Origin of the sequence: Streptomyces sp. ERV7 (assembly GCF_001653515.1) — a bacterium.
In the GTDB taxonomy this organism is placed as follows: domain Bacteria; phylum Actinomycetota; class Actinomycetes; order Streptomycetales; family Streptomycetaceae; genus Streptomyces.
The window spans coordinates 863,643-888,599 of record NZ_LYOY01000040.1; the positions used below are offsets into that span (position 1 = coordinate 863,643).

Genomic DNA, 24,957 nt, shown 5'->3' on the forward strand with positions numbered 1-24,957 from the left:
AAACGCTTGTGCACCCCCGTGTCCCCGCCTTGGGAGCCGCTGAGCGGACTCCTGGAAGTCCCCCGGACCGCTCAGCTTCCGGAGGCCAGCCTTCCCAGCGTCTCGATCACGGCCCGCGACGCCGCGGAACCCGGTTCGATCAGGGTGTAGTGCCCGGTCCCGGGCAGCACGACGGGCTCGGCGTCCTTGTGCACCGCGAGGTAGTCCGCGAACTGCCCCAGTGGCACCTCCTCGTCCGCCTCCCCGTGCAGCACCACCGTCCGTACCCCCGTCGTCCCCTTCTCCCGCAGCAGCGTGAGCGGATCGACCAGCGGGAGCCGGGCCCCGACCTGGTCGGCGCCGCCCAGCAGTTGCAGGCCCGCGCCGTCGCTGAGGTCGTCGCGGATCGTCGCCGCCAGGTCCGTGATCGGGGCGAGGCCCAGGACCGCCGTGGGGAGCCGGGTCGTGTACCAGGGCGAGCTCTCCGGCAGCAGCCCGCGCGCCCCGGCCCACAGGGCGAGGTGGCCGCCGGAGCAGTGGCCCGCCAGGACGAACGGCCGCCCCTGCGGGATCGTGTCCACGGCCAGGGCGATGTCGTCGAAGGTGGCGGGGTAGCCGCCCGCCCCGCCCGACCTGCGGAAGCCCGGCAGGACCGTGGTGAACCCGTTCTGTGCCAGATGGGCGGCGAACGGGGTCAGATGCATCCGGTCGTAGCGCCAGTAGCCGCCGTGCAGCAGCATCACCATCGGCGCCCCGGGGTCCTCGGCCGGCCACAGGTCGTACACCTGGTGCGGATGCGAGCCGTACTTGCGGTGCACGGGGGCGAGCACCGGGCGGATGCTCAGCACCCGGCGCTCCTCCTCCAGCGCGAACGCGGAGGGAGTCCTGGGTGCGGGGGCGGTCTCAGACATGGCTGCGGGCCGTCCAGAGCTCGGGGAACACGGACCGGTGGGCGCGCTTCTCCAGCCACGCCACCCCCGGGGAGCCGCCGCTGCCCGCCTTGGCGCCCATCGCCCGGCGGGTCGCGAGCAGATGGTCGCTGCGCCAGCGCAGCACCAGCTCGGCGACCTCGGTGAGCTCCTCGCCCAGCCGCACCAGCGGGCTGTCCTGCGGCCCGGCGTAGATCTGCCGCCACACCTCCTCGACCCAGGAGTCCGGCTGGTAGGCCTCGGTGACGTCCCGTTCCACCACGTGCTCCGGCACGGGCAGGCCGCGCCGGTAGAGGAAGCGCAGCACCTCGTCGTAGAGCGACGGCGCGGCCAGCGCCTCCTCCAGCTCGGCGTAGACGGCCGGGTGCCCCCGGTGCGCCTGGACCATCGAGCGGGACTTGTCGGCGAGCAGGAACTCCATGTGCCGGTACTGGGCCGACTGGAACCCGGAGGCCTCGCCGAAGGCCGCGCGGAACCCGTTGAACTGGGCCGGGGTCAGCGCGGCCAGCGGTGTCCAGGAGTCGTTGAGCGCCTGGTGCGAGCGGCGGCTGCGGCGCAGCGCGTCCATGGCCTGCTCCAGGTCGTCCTTGAGTAACGCGTCCCGGGCCGTGCGCCACTCGTACACGATGAGGGTGAACCACAGCTCCATCACCTGGGTGGTGACGATGAACGCCATCTCACCGGGGTCGTTGGAGAGCGGCCGCTGGAGGGTGGAAAGCAGCGAGGCGTGGACGTAGTCCTCGTACGGCGTGGTCCCCTCGAACTGCACCTGGGGCGCCTCGTCGGCGGCCGGGGGCGTGGCGAGGGCGCTGGTCTGCTCGGTCATGGGTCTCCGTAGGTCGTGGGGCGGGCCGGGTGGTCAGGCCGGCATTCCGATGTGCGCGCCCCCGGTCGCGTCCAGCCACTGGCCGGTGACCCAGCGCGCGTCGTCACTCGCCACGAACGCCACCACGTCGGCGATGTCCGACGGGCGGCCGATCCGGTTGAAGACGGAGGTGGCGGCGTACGCGTTGAGCACCTCCGGCACCTTCAGGGTCGGGTTGATCTCCGTGTAGGTGAAGCCGGGCGCCACCGCGTTCACGGTGATGCCCCGCGGGCCCAGCTCGGGGGCGAGGGCGAGGGTGAGGGTGTCCAGGGCGCCCTTGGTCATCGAGTACGCGGAGATGTTCGGCATGGCGATCCGGGTGACGCCGGAGGAGATGTTGATGATGCGGCCGCCGTCGCGCAGCCGGCCGAGTCCCTCCTTGATGACGAAGAAGGGGGCCTTGACGTTGACGGCGAAGAGCCGGTCGTACTCCTCCTCGCTGACGTCGGAGATCCGCTTGGGCAGCGTGATCCCGGCGTTGTTGACGAGGATGTCCAGACCGGGCCGGGCGCCGTACTCCGAGAGGCCCTTGTCGAAGGCGGTCCACAGCGCCTCGGCGTCGCCGGGCACGCCCAGCTCGGCGCGCAGCGCGAACGCCCGGCCGCCCGCCGCCTCGATCTCGGCGACGGCCTCCTCGGCGGCCTCGGTGCGGTGCCCGTAGTGGACGGCCACCAGGGCGCCCTCGGCGGCCAGCCGCAGCGAGATCGCCCGGCCGATCCCCCGGCTGCCGCCGGTCACCAGGGCCGTCCGGTCGCTCAGCCTGCCCGTACTGGTCATGCTCCACACTCCTGTGATCTCGGGGACCGCGCGGCCTTCGCGGCGGTCGGGGGGGCGGCGATCCATGGATCGCGGGTGCCCGGCGGGACGGGCGGGCTCAGGCGTCGAAGTCGAGCGCGATCTCGTCCGACTCCGGGCGGGCCCGGCAGGGCAGGGTGTAGCCCGCCGCCAACTCCTTCGGGCCCAGGGCATACTGACGGTCCATCACCGCGCTGCCGCGGACCACCTTGGCGCGACAGCTGCCGCACAGGCCGTCGCGGCAGGAGTACGGGGTCTCGGGCCGGGCGCGCAGCACCGCGTCGAGCACCACGCGGTCCTCGGGCCGCATCACCGTCTCGGTGGTGCGGCCGTCCAGCCGGGCGGAGATGCGACCGGTGCGGCCCAGCGGCTCGGGCGGGGGAGCGGGCGGGAGCCCGCCGCCGGTGGAGAAGAGCTCGAAGCGCACCCGCTCCTCGTCCGCGCCCCACCGGGTGAGCGCCTCGCGCACGGTCTCCACCAGCCCCCAGGGCCCGCAGAGGTAGAAGTGCGTGCGCTCGTCGGGCTCGGCGCCGAGCAGCGCCAGGAGCTTGGGCAGCCGGGCCGCGTCGATCCGGCCCGACAGCAGCTCGCTCTCGCGCTGTTCGCGGGAGAGCACGTGCAGGGCGAAGAACCGGCCGACGTGCGCGTCCTTGAGGTCGGTCAGCTCGTCCGCCAGGAGCACCGACTGCGCGCTGCGGTTGGCGTAGACGAGCGAGACCCGGCAGCGGGGGTCCTCCCGCAGCGCGGCCGCGGCCATGCTGAGCAGGGGAGTGATGCCGCTGCCGCCCGCCACCAGGACGTGGTGTGCGCCGGGCACGTCCGCCAGCCGGAAGTCGCCGGTGGGCGGGCCGATTTCGAGGGTGTCGCCGACGGTCAGCTCCGTGGTGGCGTACTCGGCGAAGCCGTCCGCGCCCAGGCGCTTGACCACCAGCCGCAGCCCGGCGGGGTCGCGGGGCGGCAGACAGACCGAGTAGCTGCGGCGCAGCTCCCGCCCCTCGGGCCGGTGCCGTACGACCACGTGCTGGCCGGCCCGGTGCGCGAAGGTGTCCGCGAGCGGGCCGGGCACGGCGAGGCTGATCGCCACGGCCTCGTCGCCGACCGGCTCCACCGCCGTGACCGGCAGCCGGTACCAACCGGTCGCCCGGCGGGCGGGCGCGGTCGTCCCGCTAGTCGTCGCTGTCGTCATGAGGGTGCGTCACATCGCCTTCAGATGCGCGAAGGTCTCCTGGCACGAGGTGCACACCAGGACGGCTTGGCAGCGGGTAGCCCCGAACGGGCTCTGCGGCCGGGTCGCCACCGAGCCGCAGTGCGGGCAGGGCACGCCCAGGCCGACCCGGACCGACAGGGGCGCCCGGGCGGGGCCCGGCGGCACGATGCCGTGCTCGGAGAGCTTGCGGCGGCCCTCGTCGGTGATCCAGTCGGTGGTCCAGGCGGGCGAGAGCACCTGCCGCACCCGCCCGTCGGGGTGGCCGCTCTCGGTGAGCACGGCCCGGATCCCGGCCTCGATCGCGGGCATGGCCGGGCAGCCCAGGAAGGTCGGGGTGATGACGACCTCCAGAGCCCCGTCGGCCGCCTCCTCCACCGCGCGGACGACCCCCAGATCGGCCAGCGAGATCATGGGCAGTTCGGGGTCGGGCACGGTGTTCACCCGGGCCCGCACCTGGTCGGCGTCCAGCCGCGCGGCGCTCACCAGGTGCCTCCCGGGTACTGGAGGCGTACCGACCGGAACTCGGCGAGCAGCGGTGCGAACGCCTCGGTGTGCAGCCCGTCCCGGCCGCCCGTCGCCCGCCACGAGGGCTTGGGCAGCTGGAGGCGCGCCTCGTCGAGGACGGCGGCGACCTCCCGCTCCCACTCCTCGCGCAGCCGCGCCGGGGCGAGGGCGGTCCCGTCCGCGTCCAGCCGGTCCACCAGGGCGTCCGGCGCGAAGAGTTCGGCCGCGTACGGCCACACCAGGTCGAGCCCGGCCTGCATCCGGCGGCGGCTCTCGGCGGTGCCCCGGCCGAGGCGCACGGTCCACTGGTCGGCGTGCATCTGGTGGTACTCGACCTCGCGGGCGGCCCGGGTTCCGAAGGCGGCGAGGGTGTCGTCGCGGGACTTCTCCAGGGCGCTCCACAGCAGCCTGCTGTAGTGCGCGTACACCAGCTGGCGGGCGATCGTCACGGCGAAGTCGCCGGGCGCCAGCTCCACCAGGAGCGTGTTGCGGAACTGCCGCTCGGTGCGGTGGTAGGCCAGCTCGTCCTCGCCGCGGCCGGTGCCGTCGAGCCGGCCGCTGTACGCGAGCAGGGTGCGGGCGTGGCCGAGCAGGTCGAGCGCGATGTTGGAGAGCGCCAGGTCCTCCTCGATGGTGGGTGCCCGGGTCACCAGGGCGCACAGCCGCTGGCAGAGCACCAGCGCGTCGTCGCCGAGCCGCAGCGCGTACTCGGCGAGGTCCGCGTTCTGCGCGGTGGGCTCAGCCGTCATGGCCGCTTTCCTCGTTCAGCGGGATGTAGTGCTCGGGGTACCGGTACGGCTTGTGGGCGGCGTTGCTGAAGAACGGGTCCTTCTCGCTCGGTGAGGCGGCGTGCACCGCGTCCGAGCGCACCACCCACACCGAGACCGTCTCGCCCCGACGGGTGTACAGATCCCGGGCGTTGGCCAGCGCCATGTCGGCGTCGGCGCCGTGCACCGAGCCCACGTGCTGGTGGGCCAGGCCCCGGCGCGGCCGGATGAACACCTCCCACGGCGTCAGCACCCGTGCGGACCGCTCGCTCATGACACGCGCCTTCCCTCGTCGTCCTGTTCAGCCTCGTCGGCGAGGTCCGCCGCGTAGGCGTCGACCGCCTCGCGCACCCAGGCGCCGTCCTCGTGCGACGCCACCCGGTGGGCGAGCCGCTGGCGGCTGCACTGCGAACCGTCGCCGAGCGCGCCGCGGAACAGCTGCCAGTCGATCGGGCTGAAGTCGTAGTGCCCCCGTTCCTCGTTCCAGCGGATCGCCGGGTCGGGCAGGGTCACCCCCATCCGCTCCGCCTGCGGCACGCAGTTGTCGACGAACCGCTGGCGCAGCTCGTCGTTGGTGTGCCGCTTGATGCCCCAGGCCATCGACCGCTGGGAGACGGCGGCGCCCATGGCCGCGGTGCGGTCGTCCGCCCCGCCCGCCACGGTGTCCGGCGGGCCGAACATCAGCGCCACGGCCGGCAGCCACCAGCGGTCGATCGCGTCCTGCGCCATCTCCTTCTGCGCGGGCGTGCCCTGGCACAGCGACCACAGCACGTCGTAGCCCTGGCGGACGTGGAACGCCTCCTCCTGGCACACCCGGCGCATCGCCCGGGCGTAGGGGCCGTACGAGGTGTGGCACAGCGGCGCCTGGTTGACGACGGCCGCGCCGTCCGTGAGCCAGGCGATCGCGCCCGTGTCGGCCCAGGTCAGGGCGGGGTGGTTGAAGGTGGCCGCATACCGTTGGTGACCGCTGTGCAGCGCGTCCAGGAGCTCGGCGCGCGACACCCCGAGGGTCTCCGCCGCCGAGTACAGATAGAGCCCGTGCCCCGCCTCGTCCTGCACCTTGGCCAGCAGAGAGGCCTTGCGGTGCAGCGAGGGGGCGCGGGTGAGCCAGGAGCCCTCGGGCTGCATTCCGATGATCTCGGAGTGCGCGTGCTGGGAGATCTGCCGGATCAGCATCCGCCGGTAGCCGTCGGGCATCCAGTCCCGGGGCTCGATCTGCTCCCCGGCCGCGAGCAGCGCCTCGAAGTGCGCGTTGAGCTGCTCCACGCCGTCGACCACCCCTTCGTCCCCGGACCGCCGTAGTGGCGGTGCCTTCACAGAAGAAGAGGTCTGACCTGGGGCGTTCAATCCCTGCGCGGACACCGTCGACCCGTGACGAAGGTCACGCGTGGGCCGGGGAGTGTGCGGGGCCAAGTGCGCCTCTCTCTTCGGTAGTCAGTGCAACGAGAGGGGTACGCCCATGAGCACCATCAGGACGATGCTGGTCGAGCTGACCGGCACACCGGAGTTCGCCGAGGCCATCGGGGACGACGAGGACCTCAGCGCCAGCGGGATCGACTCCGGGGACCTCGTCCGGCTGATCCTGCTCATCGAGCAGCGCACCGGCGTCGAGGTGACGGCCGAGGACATGGAGGGCCTGACCACCATCGCCGACTACGAGCGGTTCGTCGCCGGCCGCGACGCCGCCACCCCGCAGCCGGGCGCCGCCTGATGTGGCTGACCCAGTTGGCGGAGCGCAACCGCCAGTGCTTCCCCGACCGGACGGCCCTGGTGGACGAGCACCGCTCCGTCACCTGGGCCCAGTTCCACGACCGGGGCATCAGCCTCGCCCACGGGCTCGCCGGGCTCGGCATCCGGCGCGGTGACCGTGTCGCCGTGCTCTCCCTGGACCGTATCGAGGTCCTGGAGTCGTACTTCGCGCTGGCCCGCGTCGGGGCGCTGTTCGTCCCGCTCAACCACAGTCTGACCCCGGCCGAGGTGACCGGGATCGTCGAACGCACCGGCGCCGTCGCGGTGATCGGCGAGGCCGCGCTGCTGGCCCGCCACCCCGACCTGCCGGTGCGCACCCGCGTCTGCCTGGACGACGAGGCGTTCGCCGCGCTCGGCGCCGAAGGCGGCCCGGCGCTCGACGACATCCCGGACGACGCCCCCGCGGCGATCCTGCACACCTCGGCGACGACCGGGCAGGCCAAGGGCGTCACCGTCGACCACGCCTCGTTCCGGGCCATCGCGCTCGGCTGGCTCGCCGTGTCCCGGCCCGCCGACGACATGGTGCTGGTCAACTGCTGCCCGCTCTACCACGGCAGCATGGTCGTCTCGCTGACCTATATGGCCGCGGGCGCGACCGTGGTCCTGATGCCCGGGTTCACACCGCAGACCGCGCTGGCCGCCATCGAGAGTCACCGCGCCACCCACGTCTGGCTCGTCCCGCAGATGCTGCGCTTCCTGCTGCGCGCGAAGTCCGCCGACACCGCGGACCTCTCGACCCTGCGCGAGATCCTGTACGGGGCCGCGCCCATGCCGCCGGACATCTACGCCGAGGCCGTCGAACGGCTCGGCTGCGGATTCCGGCAGGTGTACGGGATGACCGAGGTCGGCGGCCCGTTCGTCACCCTCGGCCCCGAGGAGCACCCGGCGCCCGGCGCGGTGCCCGAGGTGATCCCGGCCGGCCGGGTCATCCCCGGGATGTCCGCGCGCGCCCTCGACGGACAGGGCGAGGAGGTCGAGCCCGGCGCCATCGGGGAGATCTGCGTCCGCGGCCCGGGTCTGATGCGCGGCTACTGGGGCGACGAGACCGCCACGGCCGAGATCACCGTCGACGGCTGGATCCGCACCGGTGACCTGGGGTTCATCGACCGGGACGGTCTGATCCGGCTGATCGACCGCAGCAAGGACCTGATCATCCGGGCCGGTCAGAACGTCTACCCCTCGGAGATCGAGCGCGCGCTCCAGACCCACCCGGCGGTGCGCGACGCGGCGGTCGTCGGCGTGCCGGACGAGGACTTCGGCGAGGTCCCACTGGCGTACGTGGTGGTCGAAGAGGGCACCGGCACGGTCGAGTTGCAGGCGCATCTGGCGCAGCGCCTCGCCTCGTACAAGCGGCCCCGGCGGATCGAGTTCATCGACCAGGTGCCGCGCAACCCGGCCGGGAAGATCATCAAGAAGCTGCTGCGTGCGTGACGCGGCGGGGCGCGGTGAGAGGGACCAGGTGCCCGGCGCCGGAGCAACCCGGCCGGACCCTGCCTCCGGCCGGGCGGGAGCCGAACACGCGGTGCTCCTGCTGCGCCCCGCCCTGCGTGCCCAGGGGCTCTCGCTCGGACTGGTCCGCGTCGACGATCCGTGGGCGCGCCCGGCCGGGCCGGGGGAGTGGGCGGCGGCCGCAGCGATGCCGCTCCCGCGCCGCCGTGACTTCCTCGCCGGACGGTGTGCGGCCCGCCGGGCGCTGGCCGAGGCGGGTCACTCGGCGGGGGAGCTCCCCCGGTCCGGCCGACGGCCGCTCTTCCCGGCCGGATTCGAAGGCTCGATCAGCCACTCCGGTGGTCTGGCCGTCGCCTTGGCCGCGCCGGGCGCGCGCTTCCACGCACTGGGCTGCGACCTCGAACTGCGCGGTCTGCCGCTGAACAGCGCGCACCTGGTGCTCGGCCCCGACGAGCGCGCCGGCCTCGATCCCGCGGCAGCCGACGCCGAGAGCCGCCTTCTCGCCGTCTTCTCGGCCAAGGAGGCGGCGTTCAAGGCGTTCAGCACCCTGCTCGGCAGTGAGGCACCCGCGACCCTCCTGGGCATGGCGACCAGCCCGGTTCCGGGAGGCTTCCGCACCTGGCCGAGAGGGCTGCCGAGGCAGGTCATCGACGTACGGGTGCGACCGGCCGGGCCGGGTGTGTTCAGCTGGGCCGTCGCCCCCGTGGCGCGACGGCCCGACCACCGTGCTACGCCTTGGCGTTGACCAGGACGGCCATGTTCCCGGCCGGGTGCTCGTTGTCGTGGATCAGCTGGTGGGCCTTGCCGATCTCCTCGAAGCCGAGGGTGAGCGAGAGACACGGGTCGAGCAGGCCCCGGTCGATGAGCGTGGTCACCTCGCGGGCCTCACGCGCGTTGGAGACGTGGGAGCCCTGCAGCCGCTTCTGGCGCATCCACAGGAAGCGCAGGTCCACATCGCCGTTGTAGCCGGTGGTGCCGCCGCAGATGACGACCATGCCCGCGTTGTCGCACATGTACATCGAGGTGGGGATGGTGTCGGCGCCGGAGTGCTCCAGGACGATCCTGGGCGCCCGGCGCTCCCCGAGGACCTCCCAGAAGCGGCGGCCGAAGGCACGGGCGCCCTTGAGCCACTCACCCATGGCGTCGTCGTCGGAGGCGTCGGGCAGCCGGCCCCAGTGGTCGAAGTCGCGGCGGTTGATGTACCCCTTGGCGCCCAGCTGTACGCAGTACTCGCCGCGTTCGTCGCTGGAGACGACCGCGATGGGGATGCCGCCGCGCTGCTTGACCATCTGGATCGCCATACAGCCGAGGCCGCCCGCCCCGCCCCAGATCAGGACCGCGTCGCCGGGGCGCACGGTGTGCGGCTCCCAGCCGAAGAGCTGGCGGTAGGCGGTGGCGGCGGTCGCCATGTAGCAGGCGGCCTCCGCCCAGGACAGCCGCTTCGGCTTGGGGTGGCACTGGTACTCGTCGACGACCGCGAACTGCGCGAACGAGCCGTAGTTCTCCTCGTAGCCCCACACGCTCTGCGAGGACGAGGTGCAGGGGTCGGCACCGAGCCGGATGTCCTCGGCGCTCTCGTCCCACACACTGGCCAGCAGCACGATCTCGTCGCCCGGCTTGAGGCGCACGCCCTCGCCGACCGCCCAGACGACGCCGGACGCGTCGGAGCCGCCGATGTGGAAGTCCTCGACGGCGCCGCGCTTCTGCCGGGCGGCTATGACGTCGACCGGGTCGCCGAGCGAGGCCCAGACGTTGTTGTAGTTGACGCCCGCCGCCATCACCTTGATGAGGACCTGGCCGGGCCCGACCGGGGGCACGTCCACGACCTCGGTACGGAAGGCGTCGATGGGCTGCCCGTAGCGCTCGGGCCGGATGAGCGAGGCGTACATGCGCTTGGGCGCCTCGCCCAGCGGCGGCGCGTCACCGAGTTCGTACAGGTCCTGGGTCACGAGGCGGCTCCTGAGGGGGTCACGGGGGACGGGTGGCGCCCGCCCGGCGCGGCGCCTAGTGCCGGAAGAAGATCCGGTCCCCGTACTCCGTCAGCACCCGCCCGTTCCACTCGTGGCCCCCGTCCACGTTCCCCGAACGCAACAGCGGCGGCTCGATGCCGCGTTCCGCGAGGGACTCCGCGGCGGCGGCCATCATCGCCTGCATCAGCGCGCTGGTGACCACCGTCGACGCGGGCGCGAACGGCGCCGGGATCGCCTCGTGGGTGAGCTCCGCGTCACCGACCGCGATCTTGCTGTCGAGGACGATGTCGCAGTGGTCGCGCAGGAACGTGCCGGAGACGTGCCGCGACTTCGTGCCCTCGGTGTACGCCAGCGACGTGACGCCGATGACCTTCAGCCCCAGCGCCCGCGCGTTCATCGCCATCTCCACCGGCAGCGAGTTGCGCCCGGAGAGGGAGATGATCACCAGGACGTCGCCGGGCCTGGCGGGGCTGGAGTCCAGGACCGCGCCCGCCAGTCCGTCCACGCGCTCCAGGGCCGACCCCAGCGTCGCGGGCGTCACGTCGACCCCGACCGTGCCCGGCACGGCCAGCAGGTTCATCAGGGCGAGACCGCCCGCCCGGTAGACGACGTCCTGCGCGGCCAGCGAGGAGTGCCCGGCGCCGAAGGCGAAGAGGCGGCCGCCCGCCGCCACGGTGTCCGCGATCGCGGTACCGGCGGCGGCGACGTTCGCGCCCTCCTCGTCCCGTACCCGCTGGAGCAGTCCGATGGCGGCATCGAAGAACTGACCGGCCAGTTTGCTCTCGCTCATCGCCTGGGCCCTTTCCAAGGGAGTGCTCGGGGGAATGCTCGGGGGAGGGAATGTCCGCGCCGCCGCACACGTTGCGGTCTGGACCATTGCCCTGTCAATACGCCCCGTCGTGGCGGATCCCCCGCCCGTTCCGCAGGCGGCTCCCCGGCCGGGGCACGGTTGTCAGTGGGATGCGTCAGAATTGAGCCAGGGCCAGCGCACGAGTGCTTTCAACATTCACAGCATCGAGGGGCACGTATGTCCGGACTGATCGACACGACGGAGATGTATCTCCGCACCATCCTCGAACTTGAGGAAGAGGGTGTGGTCCCCATGCGCGCCCGGATCGCGGAGCGACTCGACCAGAGCGGGCCGACCGTGAGCCAGACGGTCGCGCGCATGGAGCGCGACGGCCTGGTGCAGGTCGCGGGCGACCGTCATCTGGAGCTCACCGAGGAGGGCCGCCGCCTGGCCACCCGCGTCATGCGCAAGCACCGGCTCGCCGAGTGCCTGCTCGTCGACGTGATCGGCCTGGAGTGGGAGCAGGTGCACGCCGAGGCCTGCCGCTGGGAGCACGTGATGAGTGAGGCGGTGGAGCGGCGGGTGCTTGAGCTGCTGCGCCACCCGACCGAGTCTCCGTACGGGAACCCGATCCCGGGCCTTGAGGAGCTGGGCGAGAAGGCCGAGGCCGACGCCTTCCTGGAGGACGGCATCATCAGCCTCAACGAGCTGGAGGCCACCGAGGACGGCATGACGGTCGTCGTGCGCCGCATCGGCGAGCCGATCCAGACGGACGCCCAGCTGATGTACACGCTGCGTCGCGCGGGCGTGCAGCCCGGCGCGGTCGTCAGCGTGACCCGGTCCCCGGGCGGCGTCCTGGTCGGCAGCAGCGGCGAGGCCGCCGAGCTCGGCGCGGACGTGGCGTCCCACGTCTTCGTGGCCAAGCGGTAGGGCGGACCCGCCGAGTGGCGGGGCAGACCTCGCAGGTCGCGGGGGCGGTGTCGCGCGGACGCGCGTCGCCGCCCCCGTTTCCTTTGGGGTGTACGGGAGTTGAGAGGGTGGGCCGACCGCCGTTCCGGCCCGTTTCCGGCCCGTTGATTCCGGTCGGATCGGCAGCGGACGGGCGGTTCGCGTGCCACGCTGTCGGGTGAGGCATATGACCTCAAGGAGCCGAAGAGCGCACGGCCGTGAGGGAAGGTGGGGATCATGCCGGGAGCCGCGTCCCAGGGCACCGCAGAGGGCCCCGACGCCCTGCGGCGCCGGGGCCTGCCCTCCCCGGTGCTGACCCGGAGCCCCGAGCTCTCGGGGTCAGCTCCCTCGGGCCGGCCGGTCGGTCCCACCGTGGCCGCCCGCCTCCCGCAGAAGATCTCCCCTCGGGGCGGCCCGTCAATCCTTGAGTCCGGTCACTCGAACGAGGGGTGTTGCGCGAGAGACGCGAGTTTTCGAATAGAGGTTCGATACCCTGCCGTGAACTGACCTCAGGGCTTCGGGGGCTGAAGGGGGTGCCAGGACACATGGTGCGACGCAGCGACGTGACGGGATCCGATGGCGTACGCCTCGCTGCCTGGGAGTTCGCGGACCCGCCCAAGGACCGCCGGGAGAACGGCCGGGCGCCGGGGGTGTTACTGCTCCACGGACTGATGGGCCGCGCCGCGCACTGGGCGCCCACCGCCCGCTGGCTCGCCGAGCGGCACCGCGCGGTCGCCCTGGACCAGCGCGGCCACGGCCGCAGCGACAAGCCCGCCGAGGGGCCCTTCACCCGCGAGGCCTATGTGGCGGACGCCGAGGCGGCGATCGAGCAGCTCGCCCTCGCCCCGGTCACCCTCGTCGGCCACTCCATGGGCGCCCTCACCGCCTGGCAGCTCGCCGCCCGCCGCCCCGACCTCGTCCGCGCCCTGGTGATCTGCGACATGCGCGCCTCGGCGCTCGGCGCGGCCTCCCAGCGCGAGTGGGAGGACTGGTTCAAGTCCTGGCCGGTCCCGTTCGCGACGCTCGCGGACGTACGGAAGTGGTTCGGCGAGGACGACCCCTGGGTGGAGCGCCCCAGCCCCGCGCGCGGCGAGTTCTTCGCCGAGGTGATGGCCGAGCGCGCCGACGGCTGGCGCCCGGTCTTCTCCCGCCGCCAGATGCTCACCTCCCGCGAGACCTGGGTGTACGACGCGCACTGGGAGGAGCTGGCCCAGGTCCGCTGCCCGGCGCTGGTGGTCCGCGGCCTCGACGGCGAGCTCGGCCGCGCCGAGGCCCAGGAGATGGTCCGCGTACTGCCCCGCGGTCAGTACGCGGAAGTGGCCGACGCCGGCCATCTCGTCCACTACGACCAGCCGGAGGGCTGGCGGGCCGCGGTCGAGCCGTTCCTCCGGGAGGCGGCCGAGCAGCCGGTCCCGACGAACCCCTGACCCGGTCGCGTACGGACCGTCAGCCGCGCCCGGGGGCCGCCGGGGCAGGCTTGGCGGGCGGCGGCGCGGTGGGCGCGGACGTACTGGGCGCGGACGTACTGGGCGCGGACGTACTGGGCGCGGGCGCGGTGGGCGCGGGTGCCGCCCACACCGGGTACTGCTCGCCCGGCCGCATGTTCTCGTACAGCTGGGAGACCGTCACCAGCGTGTAGCCCGCGCTCCGCAGCCCGGCGATGATGCCGGGCACGGCGGGCACGGTCCACGGCAGCACGTCGTGCAGCAGGACCACGCCGCCCGGCCGGGCCCGCTCCAGGACCAGCTTCCGTACGAGCTCGGTGGTCGTGTTGTGGTAGTCCGTCGCGGTCACGTTCCACAGGATCTGGGCGAGCCCGAGCGCCCGGGCCGCGCCCGTCACCCGGGCGTCCGTGAGGCCCTTGGGCGGCCGCATCAGCGTCGGCCTGGTCCCGGTGAGCTGCTGGAGCACCGACTGGGTGAGGCTGAGCTGGCGCAGGACCTCCGCCTCGGGCAGACCGGTCAGGACCGGGTGCGTCCAGGTGTGGTTGCCGATGACATGGCCCTGCGCGGCGATCCTCCGTACGAGGTCGGGATAGGTGTGCACGGGCTTCTCGCCGACCAGGAAGAACGTCGCCCGCACGCCCTCCCGGCCGAGTATGTCGAGCAGCCGCGCGGTGTACGGGCCGGGCCCGTCGTCGAAGGTGAGCGCGATGCACTTGGCGGTCCGGCACAGCGGTGAGTACGGCAGCGCGCCCGGCCCCCGGCCGTCCTCCGCATCGACCTCCGGCGGGCTCTCGTCGCCCTCGTGGACATGGTGGACGGGAGCGGCCCGGGGCGCGTCGGGGGCGCTCGCGCCGGTGGCGCAGGCCACGCAGAACAGCAGTACCGAGGTGGCCAGCCCGGCGGTCACGGCCCTGAGCGTCACTCGATACGCGGTCACACAAAAGATCTACCCAGGCCCGCCGTGGCGCGCATGCGGGCGTCACCCAGGAGAGTGACGCCCGCCCGTCCCGCCGTCAGCCCCGGCTGACCGCCGTGAGGATCTCCGGCAGCCGCTTCGCCGTGCGCGGGGCCGCCACCCGCAGCCCGGCGTACGCGACGAGCGCCCCGTACACCGCCCCCAGCGGCAGCAGCAGCCACAGCGCGCCGTGCCGGTCCGAGACGTGCAGCCAGATCGTCAGGGCGATCAGCGGCGCGGACAGCAGCCCGCTGGTGAGCATCCCGCCGAGGATCGCCAGGGAGGCGATGCCGCCCTGCCCCGGCGCCACGTTCTTGCGGCTGTCCTGCGGGACCGAGTAGGCGCACACCGCCGAGGCGACCGCGCCCGTCGCCAGCATCGCGCCGAGCAGCCCCAGCGAGAGCCCCAACGCCTGCGGGAACGCCGGCCAGTTGCCGACCATCGAGGCCGTCACCACCGCGACCAGAACCGTGTACGGGGCCGTCACCAGCGCGATGGCGAAGGCGCGGGCGCGCAGCTCCAGATAGGCGTCCCGGGGCGTGGAGATCGTCTGGACGACCATCCAGAACGCCGAGGTGTCCTGCCCGAACTGGTTGTACATCTGGGCGCCCAGCATGAACGCGCCGAACGAGGCGAAGTACACCGTGCCGTTGCCCTGGAGGGCGTTGGCGACCGGGACGATCAGACCGATGGCGAGCGAGGTGATCCACGCCGCCTTGGTCTTGGGGTCGCGCCAGGCGTACCGCAGGGTGCGCAGCATCACGGTGCCGGTGCGGCCCTCGGGCAGCAGCCCGGCCAGGCCCGGCCGGTCCGCCTGCTTGCGGGCCGTGTCGGCGGGCCGCAGCGTCGAGCCGTCCGGGCTCGTCATCAGCCGTTCCAGCGAGCGCTGCCAGCCGTAGAGCAGGGCCGCCAACGCCACGGCGGTGAGCAGGAGTTGTACGGCGGCGCGGCCGTACGCGCCCTCGCCGGCCGCGTCGACCGCGCCGATCGCGGCGGCGGGCGGCAGCCAGCGGACCACGTCCCCGGCCGGGTCGAGCGCGGAGAGGCCGCCCGAGTCGCCGAGCTTCTGCACCCCGAAGTTGACGAACTGGAAGCCGATGGCGATCACCAGCCCGCTCAGCACGGCGAGGTCGCGGCCCTTGCGGGAGGTCAGCAGGCGGGTGTTGGCCGTCGCCACCGTCCGCGCGAGCGCCACGCACACCAGGATCGTCAGCGGTACGGCGAGCAACGCCACCCCGGCCGCCGCCGCGCTGTGGACCACCGCGAGCGCCGAGCCGAGCACCAGGCAGAGCGTGAACAGCGGCCCGATGCCGACCAGGGAGGCCGCGAGCAGCGCCGTGATCAGCGAGCGCGGGCGCAGCGGCAGCATCACCAGACGGGTCGCGTCCAGGGTCTCGTCGCCGCTGGGGAAGAACAGCGGCATCACCGTCCAGGCGAGCGCGAGGACGGCGGTGACCAGGACCGCGACCGTGGCCGCGTGGGCGTCGCCGCGCAGCGCCAGCAGGCCGAGAAGCTGGAGGGCCGCGAAGAGCAGGGCGAGTACGGCCGAGGTGATGTAGGCGGCCCGGCGCCCGCCCGACTGCCGCAGCCCGTTCCTGAGCAGCGACAGCTTCAGCCGGACGAAGAGGGGCGTGAGGGAGGGCGCGCCCGGGGATACGGGGGCCTTCGGTGCCGTGTGGGCGCTGCTCATCGGGCCGCACCGCCGCCGAGCCAGTCGAGGGTGTCGCCGGTGTCGCGGCCGTGGGCGCCCACGAGTTCGAGGAAGGCGTTCTGCAGCGAGCTCGCGCTGCCCCGGACCTCGGCGAGCGTGCCCTGTGCGCGGATGCGCCCGGCGGCCATCACCGCGACCCAGTCGCACAGCGACTCCACGAGCTCCATGACGTGGCTGGAGAAGACGACGGTCGCGCCGGACGCGGTGTAGCGCTCCAGGACGCGGCGGATCGTCGCCGCCGAGACCGGGTCGACGCCCTCGAACGGCTCGTCCAGGAACAGCACTTCGGGGTTGTGCAGCAGCGCCGCCGCGAGCCCGATCTTCTTGCGCATACCGGTCGAGTAGTCCACGACGAGCTTGTGCTGGGCGCCCGCGAGGTCCAGGACGTCCAGGAGCTGGGTGGCCCGCTTGTCGACCTCGGCGCCGGGCAGCCCGCGCAGCCGGCCGGTGTAGCCGAGCAGTTCGCGCCCCGTCAGCCGTTCGAAGAGCCGCAGCCCCTCCGGCAGCACGCCGATCCGGGACTTCACCGCGACCGGGTCGCGCCACACGTCGTGGCCGCCGACCTCGACGGTGCCGCGGTCGGGGCGGAGCAGGCCGGTCACCATCGACAGGGTGGTGGTCTTGCCCGCCCCGTTCGGCCCGACCAGGCCGATGAACTTGCCCGCCGGAAGCTCCAGATCGATCCCGGCGACGGCGATCTGGTCGCCGAAGCGCTTCCACAGATCACTGACCCGGACCGCGGGCGGCAGGTCCCGGCCCCCGCCCGAGGAGTCGGGTTCCGCAGGGGCGGAGCCGCCGTCGAATGTCTGGTCCGGCATGGTGGTGCGCCTTTCGTCCCCGTCCGTACGTTCGTACGCACGTATCGGGGACACCCTACGAGTGGCGCGCCCGGGCGGCGGCGGCCTCGCGTCCGCAGGCGTACGCGAGGGGGCTGATGAGCTCCTCGGCGTCGGGCAGCCAGCGGTTGGCGGGGGTGGGGCACCAGCCCCGATCGTCCCCGTGCACACGATCCGGCAAGGAGCGCGCACGGATCGTCAAGGACATCTCTAGTAGGCCCTCGTTGAATGAGGCACAAGCCGACCAGGAGGGGGCAGGCAGTTGAACACCCCATCGCAAGCAGACCACGGATCCGCCCACGCGGACACCTTCGTACGGGACCACCTACCACCCGGGCCGCTCCAGCCCGACCTGCTCCTCGGCATGCCCTCACTGCGCTTTCCCGCGCGGCTGAACTGCGCGTGGGAACTCCTGGAGGGGGGCGGCTCGTTGGACCGGGCACAGCGGCCCGCCGTGCTGTCCCCCCATGGCGTGCGCTGGACGTATGAGCAGCTCACCACGGTCGTGGCGCGCATCGTCCACGTCCTGACCGAGGACATGGGCCTGGTGCCGGGCAACCGGGTGCTGCTGCGTGGTGCCAACACACCGATGCTGGCGGCGATCTGGCTGGCGGTGGTGCGGGCGGGCGGGGTGGTCGTGGCCACTGCGCCGACCCTGCGGGCCAAGGAGCTCACCCAGGTGATCGACAAGGCCCGGGTCACCCACGCCCTGTGCGAGTCCGGCCTGCGGTCCGAGCTGGAGTCGACCGGGCGGGCGCCCCGGACGATGTTCTTCCTCGGCGGGGCGGGCGCCGAGGCCGGTCTGGAGCAGGCCATGCAGGACAAACCCGACTGGTCGCTCCCGGTCGACACCGCCGCGACCGACCCCTGTCTCATCGCCTTCACCTCCGGCACCGCGGGGACGCCCAAGGCCACGGTGCACTCGCACCGCGATGTGATGGCCGCGTGCAACTCCTTCCCCCAGCACGTCCTGAGGGCCACCGGCGACGACCGCTTCATCGGCACCCCCTCGCTGGCGGACACCTACGGGCTGGGCGGGCTGCTCCTCTTCCCCCTGCACGTCGGCGCCTCGACCGTACTGCTCCCCACCTCGTCGCCGCGTCAACTCGCCCGGGCCGTCGGAGAGTTCCGGGCGACCGTCTGCTTCAGCGGGCCCGCCCGCTACCAGGCGATCTGCGCCGACCCCACCCCGTACGACCTGGCGTCGCTGCGCGAGTGCGTCTCCTCCGGAGAGGCGCTGCCCCTGGAGACCCGGCGCAGATGGAAGCAGCGCACCGGCAACAGCGTGATCGACGGGCTCGGCTCCACCGAGATGCTCCACATCATCGTCTCGATGCGCGGCGAGGAGGCCTGGTCACGACCGGGCGCGATCGGGCGGCCCGTCCCGGGCTATCTCACCGCGATCGTCGACGAGTCCGGGCGCCCCCTTCCGTACGGCCAGGTCGGCGCGCTCGCCGTCAAGGGGCCCACCGGCTGCCGCTACCTCGACGACGAACGCCAGCAGGACACCGTGCGCAACGGCTGGACCTTCACGGGCGACGCCTGCTGGGCCGACGAGTACGGCTTCCTCTACTACCACTCCCGGGTGGACGACCCGCTCAGCGACTCCGGACTGCCTCACGGTAGTCACGCGGGCTGATCCCGTACGCCGCCCGGAAGGCGCGGCTGAAGTGGGAGGGCTCGATGAAACCCCAGCGGGCGCCGATCGCGTACACCGGACGGCGGCGCAGCGCCGGGTCGGCCAGGTCCCGGCGGCAGCAGTCGAGCCGCCGGGACCTGATCCACGCGGCGACCGTCGTCCCGCGCGAGTCGAAGACCTGGTGGAGGTGGCGCAGGGAGATGCGGTGCGCGGCGGCGACCGTCGCGGGCGAGAGCGAGGGGTCGCTCAGATGCCGGTTGATGAAGTCGCAGACCTCCACGCGCAGCGCCTGCTTGCGCGACTCGGGGCTCATCTCCTCCTCGACGGCCAGCCGGCGCCCGAGCACGGCGGCGAGCAGGTCCACCGTCACCGAGGCCAGGGCCGGGATGTCGCCGGGCGCGCACTCGTCGGCGCGGGCGTCGAGGTCGGCGAGCCAGCGGCCGAACACCCCGCCCAGGCCCCGGTCGGCGGCGATGGGCGTCGCGGTGACCCGCTGGACCACGGCCTGCGGCAGCGGCAGCCGGGTCCGGGGCAGCTGCACCACCGTCATCGAGGAGAGCTCGCCGTCGAACCCGCCCTCGAAGGGGAGGCCGCTGTCCACCAGGACCAGCTCCCCGGCGCGCACGGCCGCCTCCCGCCCGCCCTGCGCGGCGTGACCCCGCCCCGACATCAGGACGTTGACCTGGTAGACCTCGGGGTCGTCCTGCCGTATCAGCCTGGGCGTACGGGTGATCTCCACGCTGGGGTACGTCAGCGTGGAGACCCGCACATCGCCGAGGTCCAGGACGCGCAGCCGGGCATCGAAGTCCTCGGCGCACTCGCTGCGCAGCCAGTTGCGCACATGGGACTGCGCGGCCAACTCGCTCCACAGCGCGAACCGTTCGGCCGCCGGCACGACCGCGGTGGTGAACTCGCTCGTCAGACCCATCGCCCACCCCCGTGGCGCCGAATGTCCGGTGCGGCCCGAGAATGACACACCCGTTCGTCAAGAGTCGAGCGCATGATCGGCCATCCAACGCCGTTCACCTGCCAAGTCCCGCCCGGAGCCGGAACGCCGCGCGAGTGCCGCGAGGAGCGTCGCGGCGGCCGCCCCAGCGCGGTGCGGGCGAAATCCCGTTGCCCGTCGGCCGACCCATGAGGAAGTCTTCCCGCCATGTCAGCGAACACCGCCAGCGGCGCGCCAGAGACCCCCACCCACGACTCCCGAGGGGTGGCCGCGCTCTTCTCCCACGGCCGTCTGACAGCGATCCCGCGCAAGGCGGCCCGTCGTGAGCAACTGCTCGTCCACCTCAAGGAGACGCTCTTCGAGCCGGGACGGCAGTACACCGAGCGGGAGATCAACGAGGCTCTGCTCACGGTGCACGACGACTTCCCGGCGCTGCGCCGCTATCTGATCACGGCGGGCCTGCTGACCCGGACCCGGGACGGCGCCAGCTACCAGCGCGCGGCCTGACCGGCCGGGCACCGGCCGGGCACCGGCCGGACCCTAGGCGCGTCAGGGGTTCTCGAACCTCACCTCCGGGTTCTCGGCCGTCGGGCCCGCGAGCACCGGCTGCGGTATCCCCCGCAGGTGCTCGTCGAAGAAGGCGGCCACATAGGTGCGGGTGATGCCGATCGCGCGCTCCGCGGGCAGCGGCGGCTGCGGCAGGCCGAAGTGCCGCTCGATGGCCGGGCTGTCGGAGAAGGTGAAGTGCTCCGACCCGGACACGCTCAGCCAGCGCTTCCAGCCCCCGAGCGTCGGCCACGTCCGGTCCCAGGTCGCGTCGGGGCCGCCGGGCCGGTGCTCGTCCGTGCCGAGCATCATGAAGGGGCGCCCGCCGAGCCCTCCCGCGGGCAGGGTGTCCCAGAACGCCCCGTCCATGTTGATGCCGGCCGCGACCCGCCGGTCCCCCACCATCGTCGACGCCGCGCTCGCGCCGCCTATCGAGTGGCCGGCCATACCGATGTGCCGCTTGTCGATGATGTCGGCGTACCGCCATATCGCATGGCGTCCGGTGAGCCGGTCTAGGACGAAGGAGACGTCCTTGGCGCGCGTCGCCGTCACGACGCTCCCCGACACTCCGCCGGGGCCCACCGCGTCGCACGCCAGACAGGTCAGGGTCCGGCCGCCGGGGACGGAGATGCCGAACGACTCGTACGCGTGGTCCAGGGAGGCGACCACATACCCCCTGCTGGCGAGGTCCTCCGCGAGACCGGTCAGGGTGTAGCGGGACACGCTGAAGCCGGGCGAGAGCACGATCAGGGGGTAACTCCCCCGCGCGGGCCGCGCGTCAGGGCGGCTGTGGGTCCGCGTAGCGCTCAACTGCGCCGCGGGGACGGCCGCTTCGATGCCGAGGCCCTTCACCAGAAGGCCCGTCTCCTCGGTGGTGGCGTACGGCGCCGGGCGCCCGGGCCCGGACCGCGCCGCCGGATAGTGCAGGGTGAGCATGAGCTCACGCGCGTCCGCGCCGGCCTGCCACGGGTCCGTGCGCGACCGGTCGACCAGGTGGAACACGGAACTTCCCACCCCGAACTCGCCGGTGGGGCGCGGCAGTCGCATGGGCCGGGCGGCGGCGTCGGCCGGTGCGGCCGGCAGGGCCGATGCGGCCGGCAGGGCCGATGCGGCCGGCAGGGCCGATGCGGCCGGCGCCGCCGGGGATAACGCCGACGGTCGCGGCGCCGCCGAAGCGGTGTGCCCGCCCGTCCAGGTCCAGATGCAGACCCCGCAGGCGCCACCGCCGCACCAGGCCCCGTACGACGCGTACGACGACGAGCCCCCGCGCCGCTCGCGCCTCGGCATCATCGCCGCCGTCGGTATCGGCCTCGCGGTCGTCGGACTCGGCGCCGGGTATCTGATCAGCGGCACCGGCGGCGGCGACGGCGACAAGAAGGACGACAGCGAGCCCATCGCCAAGACCACTCCGACCACCGGCGGCGGTGACGGCAAGCCCGACGCCGACCCCGCCAAGGCGCAGGCCGTCGAGCTCGACAAGCTGCTCGCCGACAGCAACAACAGCCGTGACGCCGTCATCGGCGCCGTCGCCGGCATCCGCGGCTGCGACAAGCTGGACACCGCCGCCTCGACCCTGCGCGACGCCGCCCGCCAGCGCGGTGAGCTGGTCACCCGGCTCCAGAAGGTCGCCGTGGACAAGCTGCCCAACAACGCCAAGCTCACCGCCGAGCTCACCAAGGCGTGGCAGGCGTCCGCGTCCGCCGACAACCACTACGCAGCCTGGGCCGACCAGTCCGCCAAGGACAAGGGCTGCAAGCACGGCCACGCCCGCCGTACGCCCGAAGCCGCCCAGGGCGACCGTGCCAGCGGCGAGGCGACCCTCGCCAAGAAGCAGGCGGCGGGGCTGTGGAACGCCATCGCGGGCAAGTACGGGCTGACCAAGCGGTCCTCCGCCCAGCTCTGACCCACGTCGGAGACCCGCGCCGGCGACCCGCGTGCGGACCGCGTCGGCGACCCGCGTCAGCCGAGCGCCGACGCGTCCTCCAGCGTCGCGCTGACGTCCGTGAACCCGCGCTGCGCCGCCGTGAGCCGCCCGTCCTTCACCACCTGGAACGTCACCTCGCGGTTGACGATCCGGGGGAAGTCCGGCGCCGCCAGCATGTCCTCGAACTTCCACCGCAGCGCCGGGGTGAGCCCGCCCGTCTCCACGCTGACGCCCTTGTTGAGCGCGCGGACGAGGTCGTGCGCGGCCACGTCGTTCTGGTCGAGCGACTCGACGACCTTCTTCAGGACGGTGTAGGCGATCCAGGTCGTCTGGACGCCCGCGTCCGCCGCGTCGATGGTGTCGTCCCGGAACGCCTGCTCCCGGATGACCTGCTTCATCGGCTCCCAGCGCTGATCGCCCGCCTCCGGGTACCAGCCGGTGACGTACGCGCCCTCGAACGGGCCGTCCGCACCGCCGGTGCGGTTGACCAGCGGCTGCCCGACCGAACCGAGCACCGAGGCGATCTGCACCTTCTGGCCGTCGCTCTCGACGCGCCGGAACGAGTCGAAGAACGTCTCGGTACGGTCGCCCAGGACCGCGGTGACGCACCCCTTGCGGGCCCGTTCCGCGGCCGCCTTCTTGCCGATCCTGCCGGGCAGTTCGGGGTCCGCCCCGGCCCGTACGAGCGCCTCCTGGGCCTGCGGGGTGTAGTCGCCGGCGTCCTCGGCGGTGCGGATGTCGGCGGAGGGCTTGCGGTGGCCGGTGGTCAGGCCGGAGTTGAGCAGCAGGGGCAGGATGTCGCCGGAGACGGTGTCCGGCCGTACCAGTGCGACCTTCTCGCACCACACCGCGAGCTGCTTGCCGGTGCCGGCCATCAAGGTGGCCTGGCCGCCGTTGACGGGGTAGGAGAGCGCCCTGGTGAACTCCTCGTCGGAGACGCCGTATCCGCCTATGTACGGGATCCCGGCGGCCTCCAGGGGGGCCATGAACGCGCGGCCGTGCTGGCTGTAGGAGCCGACGACGGCGACCGCGTTCTCCTTGACCGCGCGGCGGGCGCACTCGGCGGCCCCGGTGGCGGTGTTGTGCTCGTTGCAGGTGAGGACCTGGAGCTTGTGCCCGTCGATGCCGCCGTGCGCGTTGACCCAGCGCGCGTACGCCTGGGCCATGGACGGCATTCCGGGCATATTGGTCGCGCGCGTGCTGTCGGGTGCCCAGGTCATGACCGTGACGGGCTCCCTGGATCCCCCCGTGGTCCCAGGGAGCACGCCACAGCCGGTCACCAGCGAGGCTCCGACCGCCGTACACGCGGCGACCAGCGCGGTCGCCGCGGAGTGGAAGGGGCGGGAGGAGGAGGAGCTGCGCCATCCGGTCATGTCCCTGCACAATTCCGCCTCATGGGTAACGGCAGAGTGAGCACTTCCCAACACTGGGTGACGTGCGGGTGAATTACGGGGGCGCCTGGGGCCGGGGAGAACATGAACGTACGATCGACCGCGTGCAGCAAGGTTCAGCCAGCTCTTCCCGTCGCGGCCGTCGCTCCCCCACCATGGGCGGCATGCCGTTGAATGACATGCCGTGGTGGCGCTGGCGCGCGAACGTGCGATCCGCGCTGCACATGCTCTCCGACGACGCCTTCCAGCAGGAGGTGTGGCTGGCCGGGCAGGAGGGGTACGGGGACATCACCGACGCCGTCTACCGGCTGGTGGAGGACACCTGGCTGGACAACTGGTCGGCCGAGAAGTACGTGGGCACGGTCTTCCGGGACTCCGGCGAGGCCGCCCTCGTGGACGTGGCGGTGCTGCGGGTGCTGCGGATCATGCACCAGGTCGGCGCGGACGCCCCGGTGTCGGCGTTCCTGGCCCACCACGGGTGGCCGGAGGCGGTACGGGCGGCGCGCGAGGCGCACGTACGGCTGGCGTCGAACGACGCGGACGCCCCGGACGCGCGGCCGCGCTCCCTTGAGGTCCTGCGCATCCTGACGCGCTCGGCGTAGCCGGGTCCGCATCCTGAGCCGTGCCCGGGGGGCCGGGCGGGTTGTGGCATCCTGCCTGGATGACTGACCAGTACGTCCTCACGCTCTCCTGCCCGGACAAACAGGGCATCGTGCACGCCGTGTCGAGCTGCCTCTTCATCACCGGCTGCAATATCGAGGACAGTCAGCAGTTCGGAGACCGCGACACCGGTCTCTTCTTCATGCGGGTCCACTTCTCGGCCGAGGCCCCGGTGACCGTCGACAAGCTGCGCGCCGGCTTCGCGGCCGTCGGCGACTCCTTCCAGATGGACTGGCAGATCCACCGCGCGGAGGAGCGCATGCGGATCGTGCTGATGGTGTCGAAGTTCGGCCACTGCCTCAACGACCTGCTCTTCCGCTCGAAGATCGGCGCGCTGCCGGTCGAGATCGCGGCGGTGGTCTCCAACCACACGGACTTCGCCGAGCTGGTGGCCTCGTACGGCATCCCCTTCCGCCACATTCCGGTGACGAAGGAGACGAAGGCGGCGGCGGAGGCGGAGCTGCTGGCGCTGGTACGGGACGAAGGCGTCGAGCTCGTCGTGCTCGCCCGCTATATGCAGGTCCTCTCCGACGACCTCTGCAAGCAGCTCAGCGGCCGGATCATCAACATCCACCACTCCTTCCTGCCGAGCTTCAAGGGCGCGAAGCCGTACCACCAGGCGCACGCGCGGGGTGTGAAGCTGATCGGTGCGACGGCGCACTACGTCACGGCGGACCTGGACGAGGGCCCGATCATCGAGCAGGAGGTCGAACGGGTGGGCCACGAGGTCACCCCCGACCAGCTGGTGGCGGTGGGCCGCGACGTGGAGTGCCAGGCGCTGGCGCGGGCGGTGAAGTGGCATGCGGAGCGGCGCATCCTGCTGAACGGCCGCCGCACGGTGGTCTTCGCGTAACCCCATCTGGGGGCACGCCCCCAGTCCCCCGCGCCCCCTGCGGCTCCGGTGGGGGCTTGTCGCGCAGTTCCCCGCGCCCCTGGGTCCGTGGTCGCCTGC

The 24,957-nt window shown here is 72.9% G+C and carries 26 protein-coding genes and 1 pseudogene; 10 read left to right on the forward strand and 17 right to left on the reverse strand.

The features are described from left to right. Positions 1-71: 71 nt before the first annotated feature. The 8 genes from A8W25_RS18495 to paaA form a co-directional block, all read right to left on the reverse strand. Positions 72-890, reverse strand: coding sequence for an alpha/beta hydrolase family protein (locus A8W25_RS18495; RefSeq protein WP_067162889.1), 819 nt, complete (start codon positions 888-890; stop codon positions 72-74). Beyond that, complete coding sequence (locus tag A8W25_RS18500) at positions 883-1,734, reverse strand: tryptophan 2,3-dioxygenase (protein WP_067162890.1); 852 nt, start codon at positions 1,732-1,734, stop codon at positions 883-885. The genes A8W25_RS18495 and A8W25_RS18500 overlap by 8 nt, the downstream gene beginning before the upstream one ends. A gap of 33 nt (positions 1,735-1,767) precedes the next feature. After that, complete coding sequence (locus A8W25_RS18505; RefSeq protein WP_067162892.1) at positions 1,768-2,550, reverse strand: SDR family oxidoreductase; 783 nt, start codon at positions 2,548-2,550, stop codon at positions 1,768-1,770. Positions 2,551-2,647: 97 nt separating this feature from the next. Beyond that, complete coding sequence (locus A8W25_RS18510; RefSeq protein ID WP_067162893.1) at positions 2,648-3,754, reverse strand: 2Fe-2S iron-sulfur cluster-binding protein; 1,107 nt, start codon at positions 3,752-3,754, stop codon at positions 2,648-2,650. A gap of 9 nt (positions 3,755-3,763) precedes the next feature. Then, positions 3,764-4,258, reverse strand: a complete 495-nt coding sequence (gene paaD, locus A8W25_RS18515; RefSeq protein ID WP_420708480.1) for a 1,2-phenylacetyl-CoA epoxidase subunit PaaD — start codon at positions 4,256-4,258, stop codon at positions 3,764-3,766. After that, complete coding sequence (paaC, locus tag A8W25_RS18520; RefSeq protein WP_067162895.1) at positions 4,255-5,028, reverse strand: 1,2-phenylacetyl-CoA epoxidase subunit PaaC; 774 nt, start codon at positions 5,026-5,028, stop codon at positions 4,255-4,257. Before paaC ends, paaD begins: the two co-directional genes overlap by 4 nt. Further along, on the reverse strand, positions 5,018-5,320 hold the full coding sequence (gene paaB / locus A8W25_RS18525; protein WP_067162897.1) for a 1,2-phenylacetyl-CoA epoxidase subunit PaaB: 303 nt from the start codon (positions 5,318-5,320) through the stop codon (positions 5,018-5,020). The genes paaC and paaB overlap by 11 nt, the downstream gene beginning before the upstream one ends. After that, complete coding sequence (gene paaA, locus A8W25_RS18530; RefSeq protein WP_067162899.1) at positions 5,317-6,324, reverse strand: 1,2-phenylacetyl-CoA epoxidase subunit PaaA; 1,008 nt, start codon at positions 6,322-6,324, stop codon at positions 5,317-5,319. Before paaA ends, paaB begins: the two co-directional genes overlap by 4 nt. Before the next feature lie 181 nt (positions 6,325-6,505). Between paaA and A8W25_RS18535 the strand changes: the two genes are divergently transcribed. Genes A8W25_RS18535 through A8W25_RS18545 form a run of 3 tightly spaced genes read left to right on the forward strand, consistent with a single transcriptional unit; the run spans position 6,506 to position 8,989 of the window. Then, positions 6,506-6,757, forward strand: a complete 252-nt coding sequence (locus tag A8W25_RS18535; protein ID WP_067162901.1) for an acyl carrier protein — start codon at positions 6,506-6,508, stop codon at positions 6,755-6,757. Beyond that, complete coding sequence (locus A8W25_RS18540) at positions 6,757-8,226, forward strand: class I adenylate-forming enzyme family protein (RefSeq protein WP_067162903.1); 1,470 nt, start codon at positions 6,757-6,759, stop codon at positions 8,224-8,226. The genes A8W25_RS18535 and A8W25_RS18540 overlap by 1 nt, the downstream gene beginning before the upstream one ends. Beyond that, entirely contained in the window at positions 8,219-8,989 is a 771-nt protein-coding gene (locus tag A8W25_RS18545) for a 4'-phosphopantetheinyl transferase family protein (protein WP_234386500.1), read from the forward strand. Before A8W25_RS18540 ends, A8W25_RS18545 begins: the two co-directional genes overlap by 8 nt. On the opposite strand, the gene ccrA is transcribed toward A8W25_RS18545, so the two are convergent. Together ccrA and A8W25_RS18555 are read right to left on the reverse strand one after the other, a co-directional pair. Further along, positions 8,973-10,133 (reverse strand): crotonyl-CoA carboxylase/reductase, encoded by a 1,161-nt coding sequence (gene ccrA / locus A8W25_RS18550; RefSeq protein ID WP_079126278.1) that lies wholly within the window; start codon positions 10,131-10,133, stop codon positions 8,973-8,975. The genes A8W25_RS18545 and ccrA overlap by 17 nt on opposite strands. 115 nt (positions 10,134-10,248) lie before the next feature. Beyond that, positions 10,249-11,004 carry an SIS domain-containing protein gene (locus A8W25_RS18555; protein WP_067162906.1) on the reverse strand — a complete coding sequence of 252 codons (756 nt, stop codon included), beginning with the start codon at positions 11,002-11,004 and terminating at the stop codon, positions 10,249-10,251. A gap of 237 nt (positions 11,005-11,241) precedes the next feature. Here A8W25_RS18555 and A8W25_RS18560 point away from each other — a divergent pair, with 237 nt between their 5' ends. Then, entirely contained in the window at positions 11,242-11,934 is a 693-nt protein-coding gene (locus A8W25_RS18560; RefSeq protein WP_067162907.1) for a metal-dependent transcriptional regulator, read from the forward strand. A gap of 563 nt (positions 11,935-12,497) precedes the next feature. Continuing rightward, entirely contained in the window at positions 12,498-13,379 is an 882-nt protein-coding gene (locus A8W25_RS18565) for an alpha/beta fold hydrolase (RefSeq protein WP_067162909.1), read from the forward strand. Between the two features lie 19 nt (positions 13,380-13,398). Here A8W25_RS18565 and A8W25_RS18570 read toward each other — a convergent pair whose 3' ends face one another. The 4 genes and pseudogenes from A8W25_RS18570 to A8W25_RS33510 form a co-directional block, all read right to left on the reverse strand. Continuing rightward, positions 13,399-14,304: a polysaccharide deacetylase family protein gene (locus tag A8W25_RS18570; protein WP_067162911.1), complete on the reverse strand. Its 906-nt coding sequence runs from the start codon at positions 14,302-14,304 to the stop codon at positions 13,399-13,401. 106 nt (positions 14,305-14,410) lie between these two features. Further along, positions 14,411-16,042 carry a transporter gene (locus A8W25_RS18575; protein WP_067162913.1) on the reverse strand — a complete coding sequence of 544 codons (1,632 nt, stop codon included), beginning with the start codon at positions 16,040-16,042 and terminating at the stop codon, positions 14,411-14,413. Then, positions 16,039-16,881, reverse strand: a complete 843-nt coding sequence (locus tag A8W25_RS18580) for an ABC transporter ATP-binding protein (RefSeq protein WP_067162914.1) — start codon at positions 16,879-16,881, stop codon at positions 16,039-16,041. The genes A8W25_RS18575 and A8W25_RS18580 overlap by 4 nt, the downstream gene beginning before the upstream one ends. A 55-nt stretch (positions 16,882-16,936) precedes the next feature. Next, a pseudogene (locus A8W25_RS33510) lies at positions 16,937-17,041 on the reverse strand (DNA primase); the annotation flags it as partial. A gap of 120 nt (positions 17,042-17,161) precedes the next feature. Between A8W25_RS33510 and A8W25_RS18585 the strand changes: the two are divergent. Further along, entirely contained in the window at positions 17,162-18,538 is a 1,377-nt protein-coding gene (locus A8W25_RS18585; protein WP_067162916.1) for an AMP-binding protein, read from the forward strand. Here A8W25_RS18585 and A8W25_RS18590 read toward each other — a convergent pair. Next, positions 18,498-19,466, reverse strand: a complete 969-nt coding sequence (locus A8W25_RS18590; RefSeq protein ID WP_067162918.1) for a helix-turn-helix domain-containing protein — start codon at positions 19,464-19,466, stop codon at positions 18,498-18,500. The two genes, A8W25_RS18585 and A8W25_RS18590, sit on opposite strands and share 41 nt — an antisense overlap. Positions 19,467-19,691: 225 nt before the next feature. Between A8W25_RS18590 and A8W25_RS18595 the strand changes: the two genes are divergently transcribed. Further along, complete coding sequence (locus tag A8W25_RS18595; RefSeq protein WP_067162919.1) at positions 19,692-19,991, forward strand: DUF2087 domain-containing protein; 300 nt, start codon at positions 19,692-19,694, stop codon at positions 19,989-19,991. A gap of 42 nt (positions 19,992-20,033) precedes the next feature. Here A8W25_RS18595 and A8W25_RS18600 read toward each other — a convergent pair whose 3' ends face one another. Beyond that, positions 20,034-21,077, reverse strand: coding sequence for an alpha/beta hydrolase family protein (locus A8W25_RS18600; protein ID WP_234386501.1), 1,044 nt, complete (start codon positions 21,075-21,077; stop codon positions 20,034-20,036). On the opposite strand from A8W25_RS18600, the gene A8W25_RS34045 reads away from it, so the two are divergent. After that, the gene (locus A8W25_RS34045) at positions 21,076-21,933 is read left to right on the forward strand and encodes a hypothetical protein (RefSeq protein WP_324616233.1); all 858 of its coding nucleotides are present in this window, start codon (positions 21,076-21,078) and stop codon (positions 21,931-21,933) included. The genes A8W25_RS18600 and A8W25_RS34045 overlap by 2 nt on opposite strands. Positions 21,934-21,989: 56 nt before the next feature. Here A8W25_RS34045 and A8W25_RS18610 read toward each other — a convergent pair whose 3' ends face one another. After that, on the reverse strand, positions 21,990-23,327 hold the full coding sequence (locus A8W25_RS18610; RefSeq protein WP_067162923.1) for an ABC transporter substrate-binding protein: 1,338 nt from the start codon (positions 23,325-23,327) through the stop codon (positions 21,990-21,992). 173 nt (positions 23,328-23,500) lie between these two features. Between A8W25_RS18610 and A8W25_RS18615 the strand changes: the two genes are divergently transcribed. Beyond that, positions 23,501-23,947, forward strand: coding sequence for an SCO4402 family protein (locus A8W25_RS18615; protein ID WP_067162925.1), 447 nt, complete (start codon positions 23,501-23,503; stop codon positions 23,945-23,947). A gap of 59 nt (positions 23,948-24,006) precedes the next feature. Continuing rightward, positions 24,007-24,858: a formyltetrahydrofolate deformylase gene (purU, locus tag A8W25_RS18620; protein ID WP_067162927.1), complete on the forward strand. Its 852-nt coding sequence runs from the start codon at positions 24,007-24,009 to the stop codon at positions 24,856-24,858. Positions 24,859-24,957: the final 99 nt, after the last annotated feature.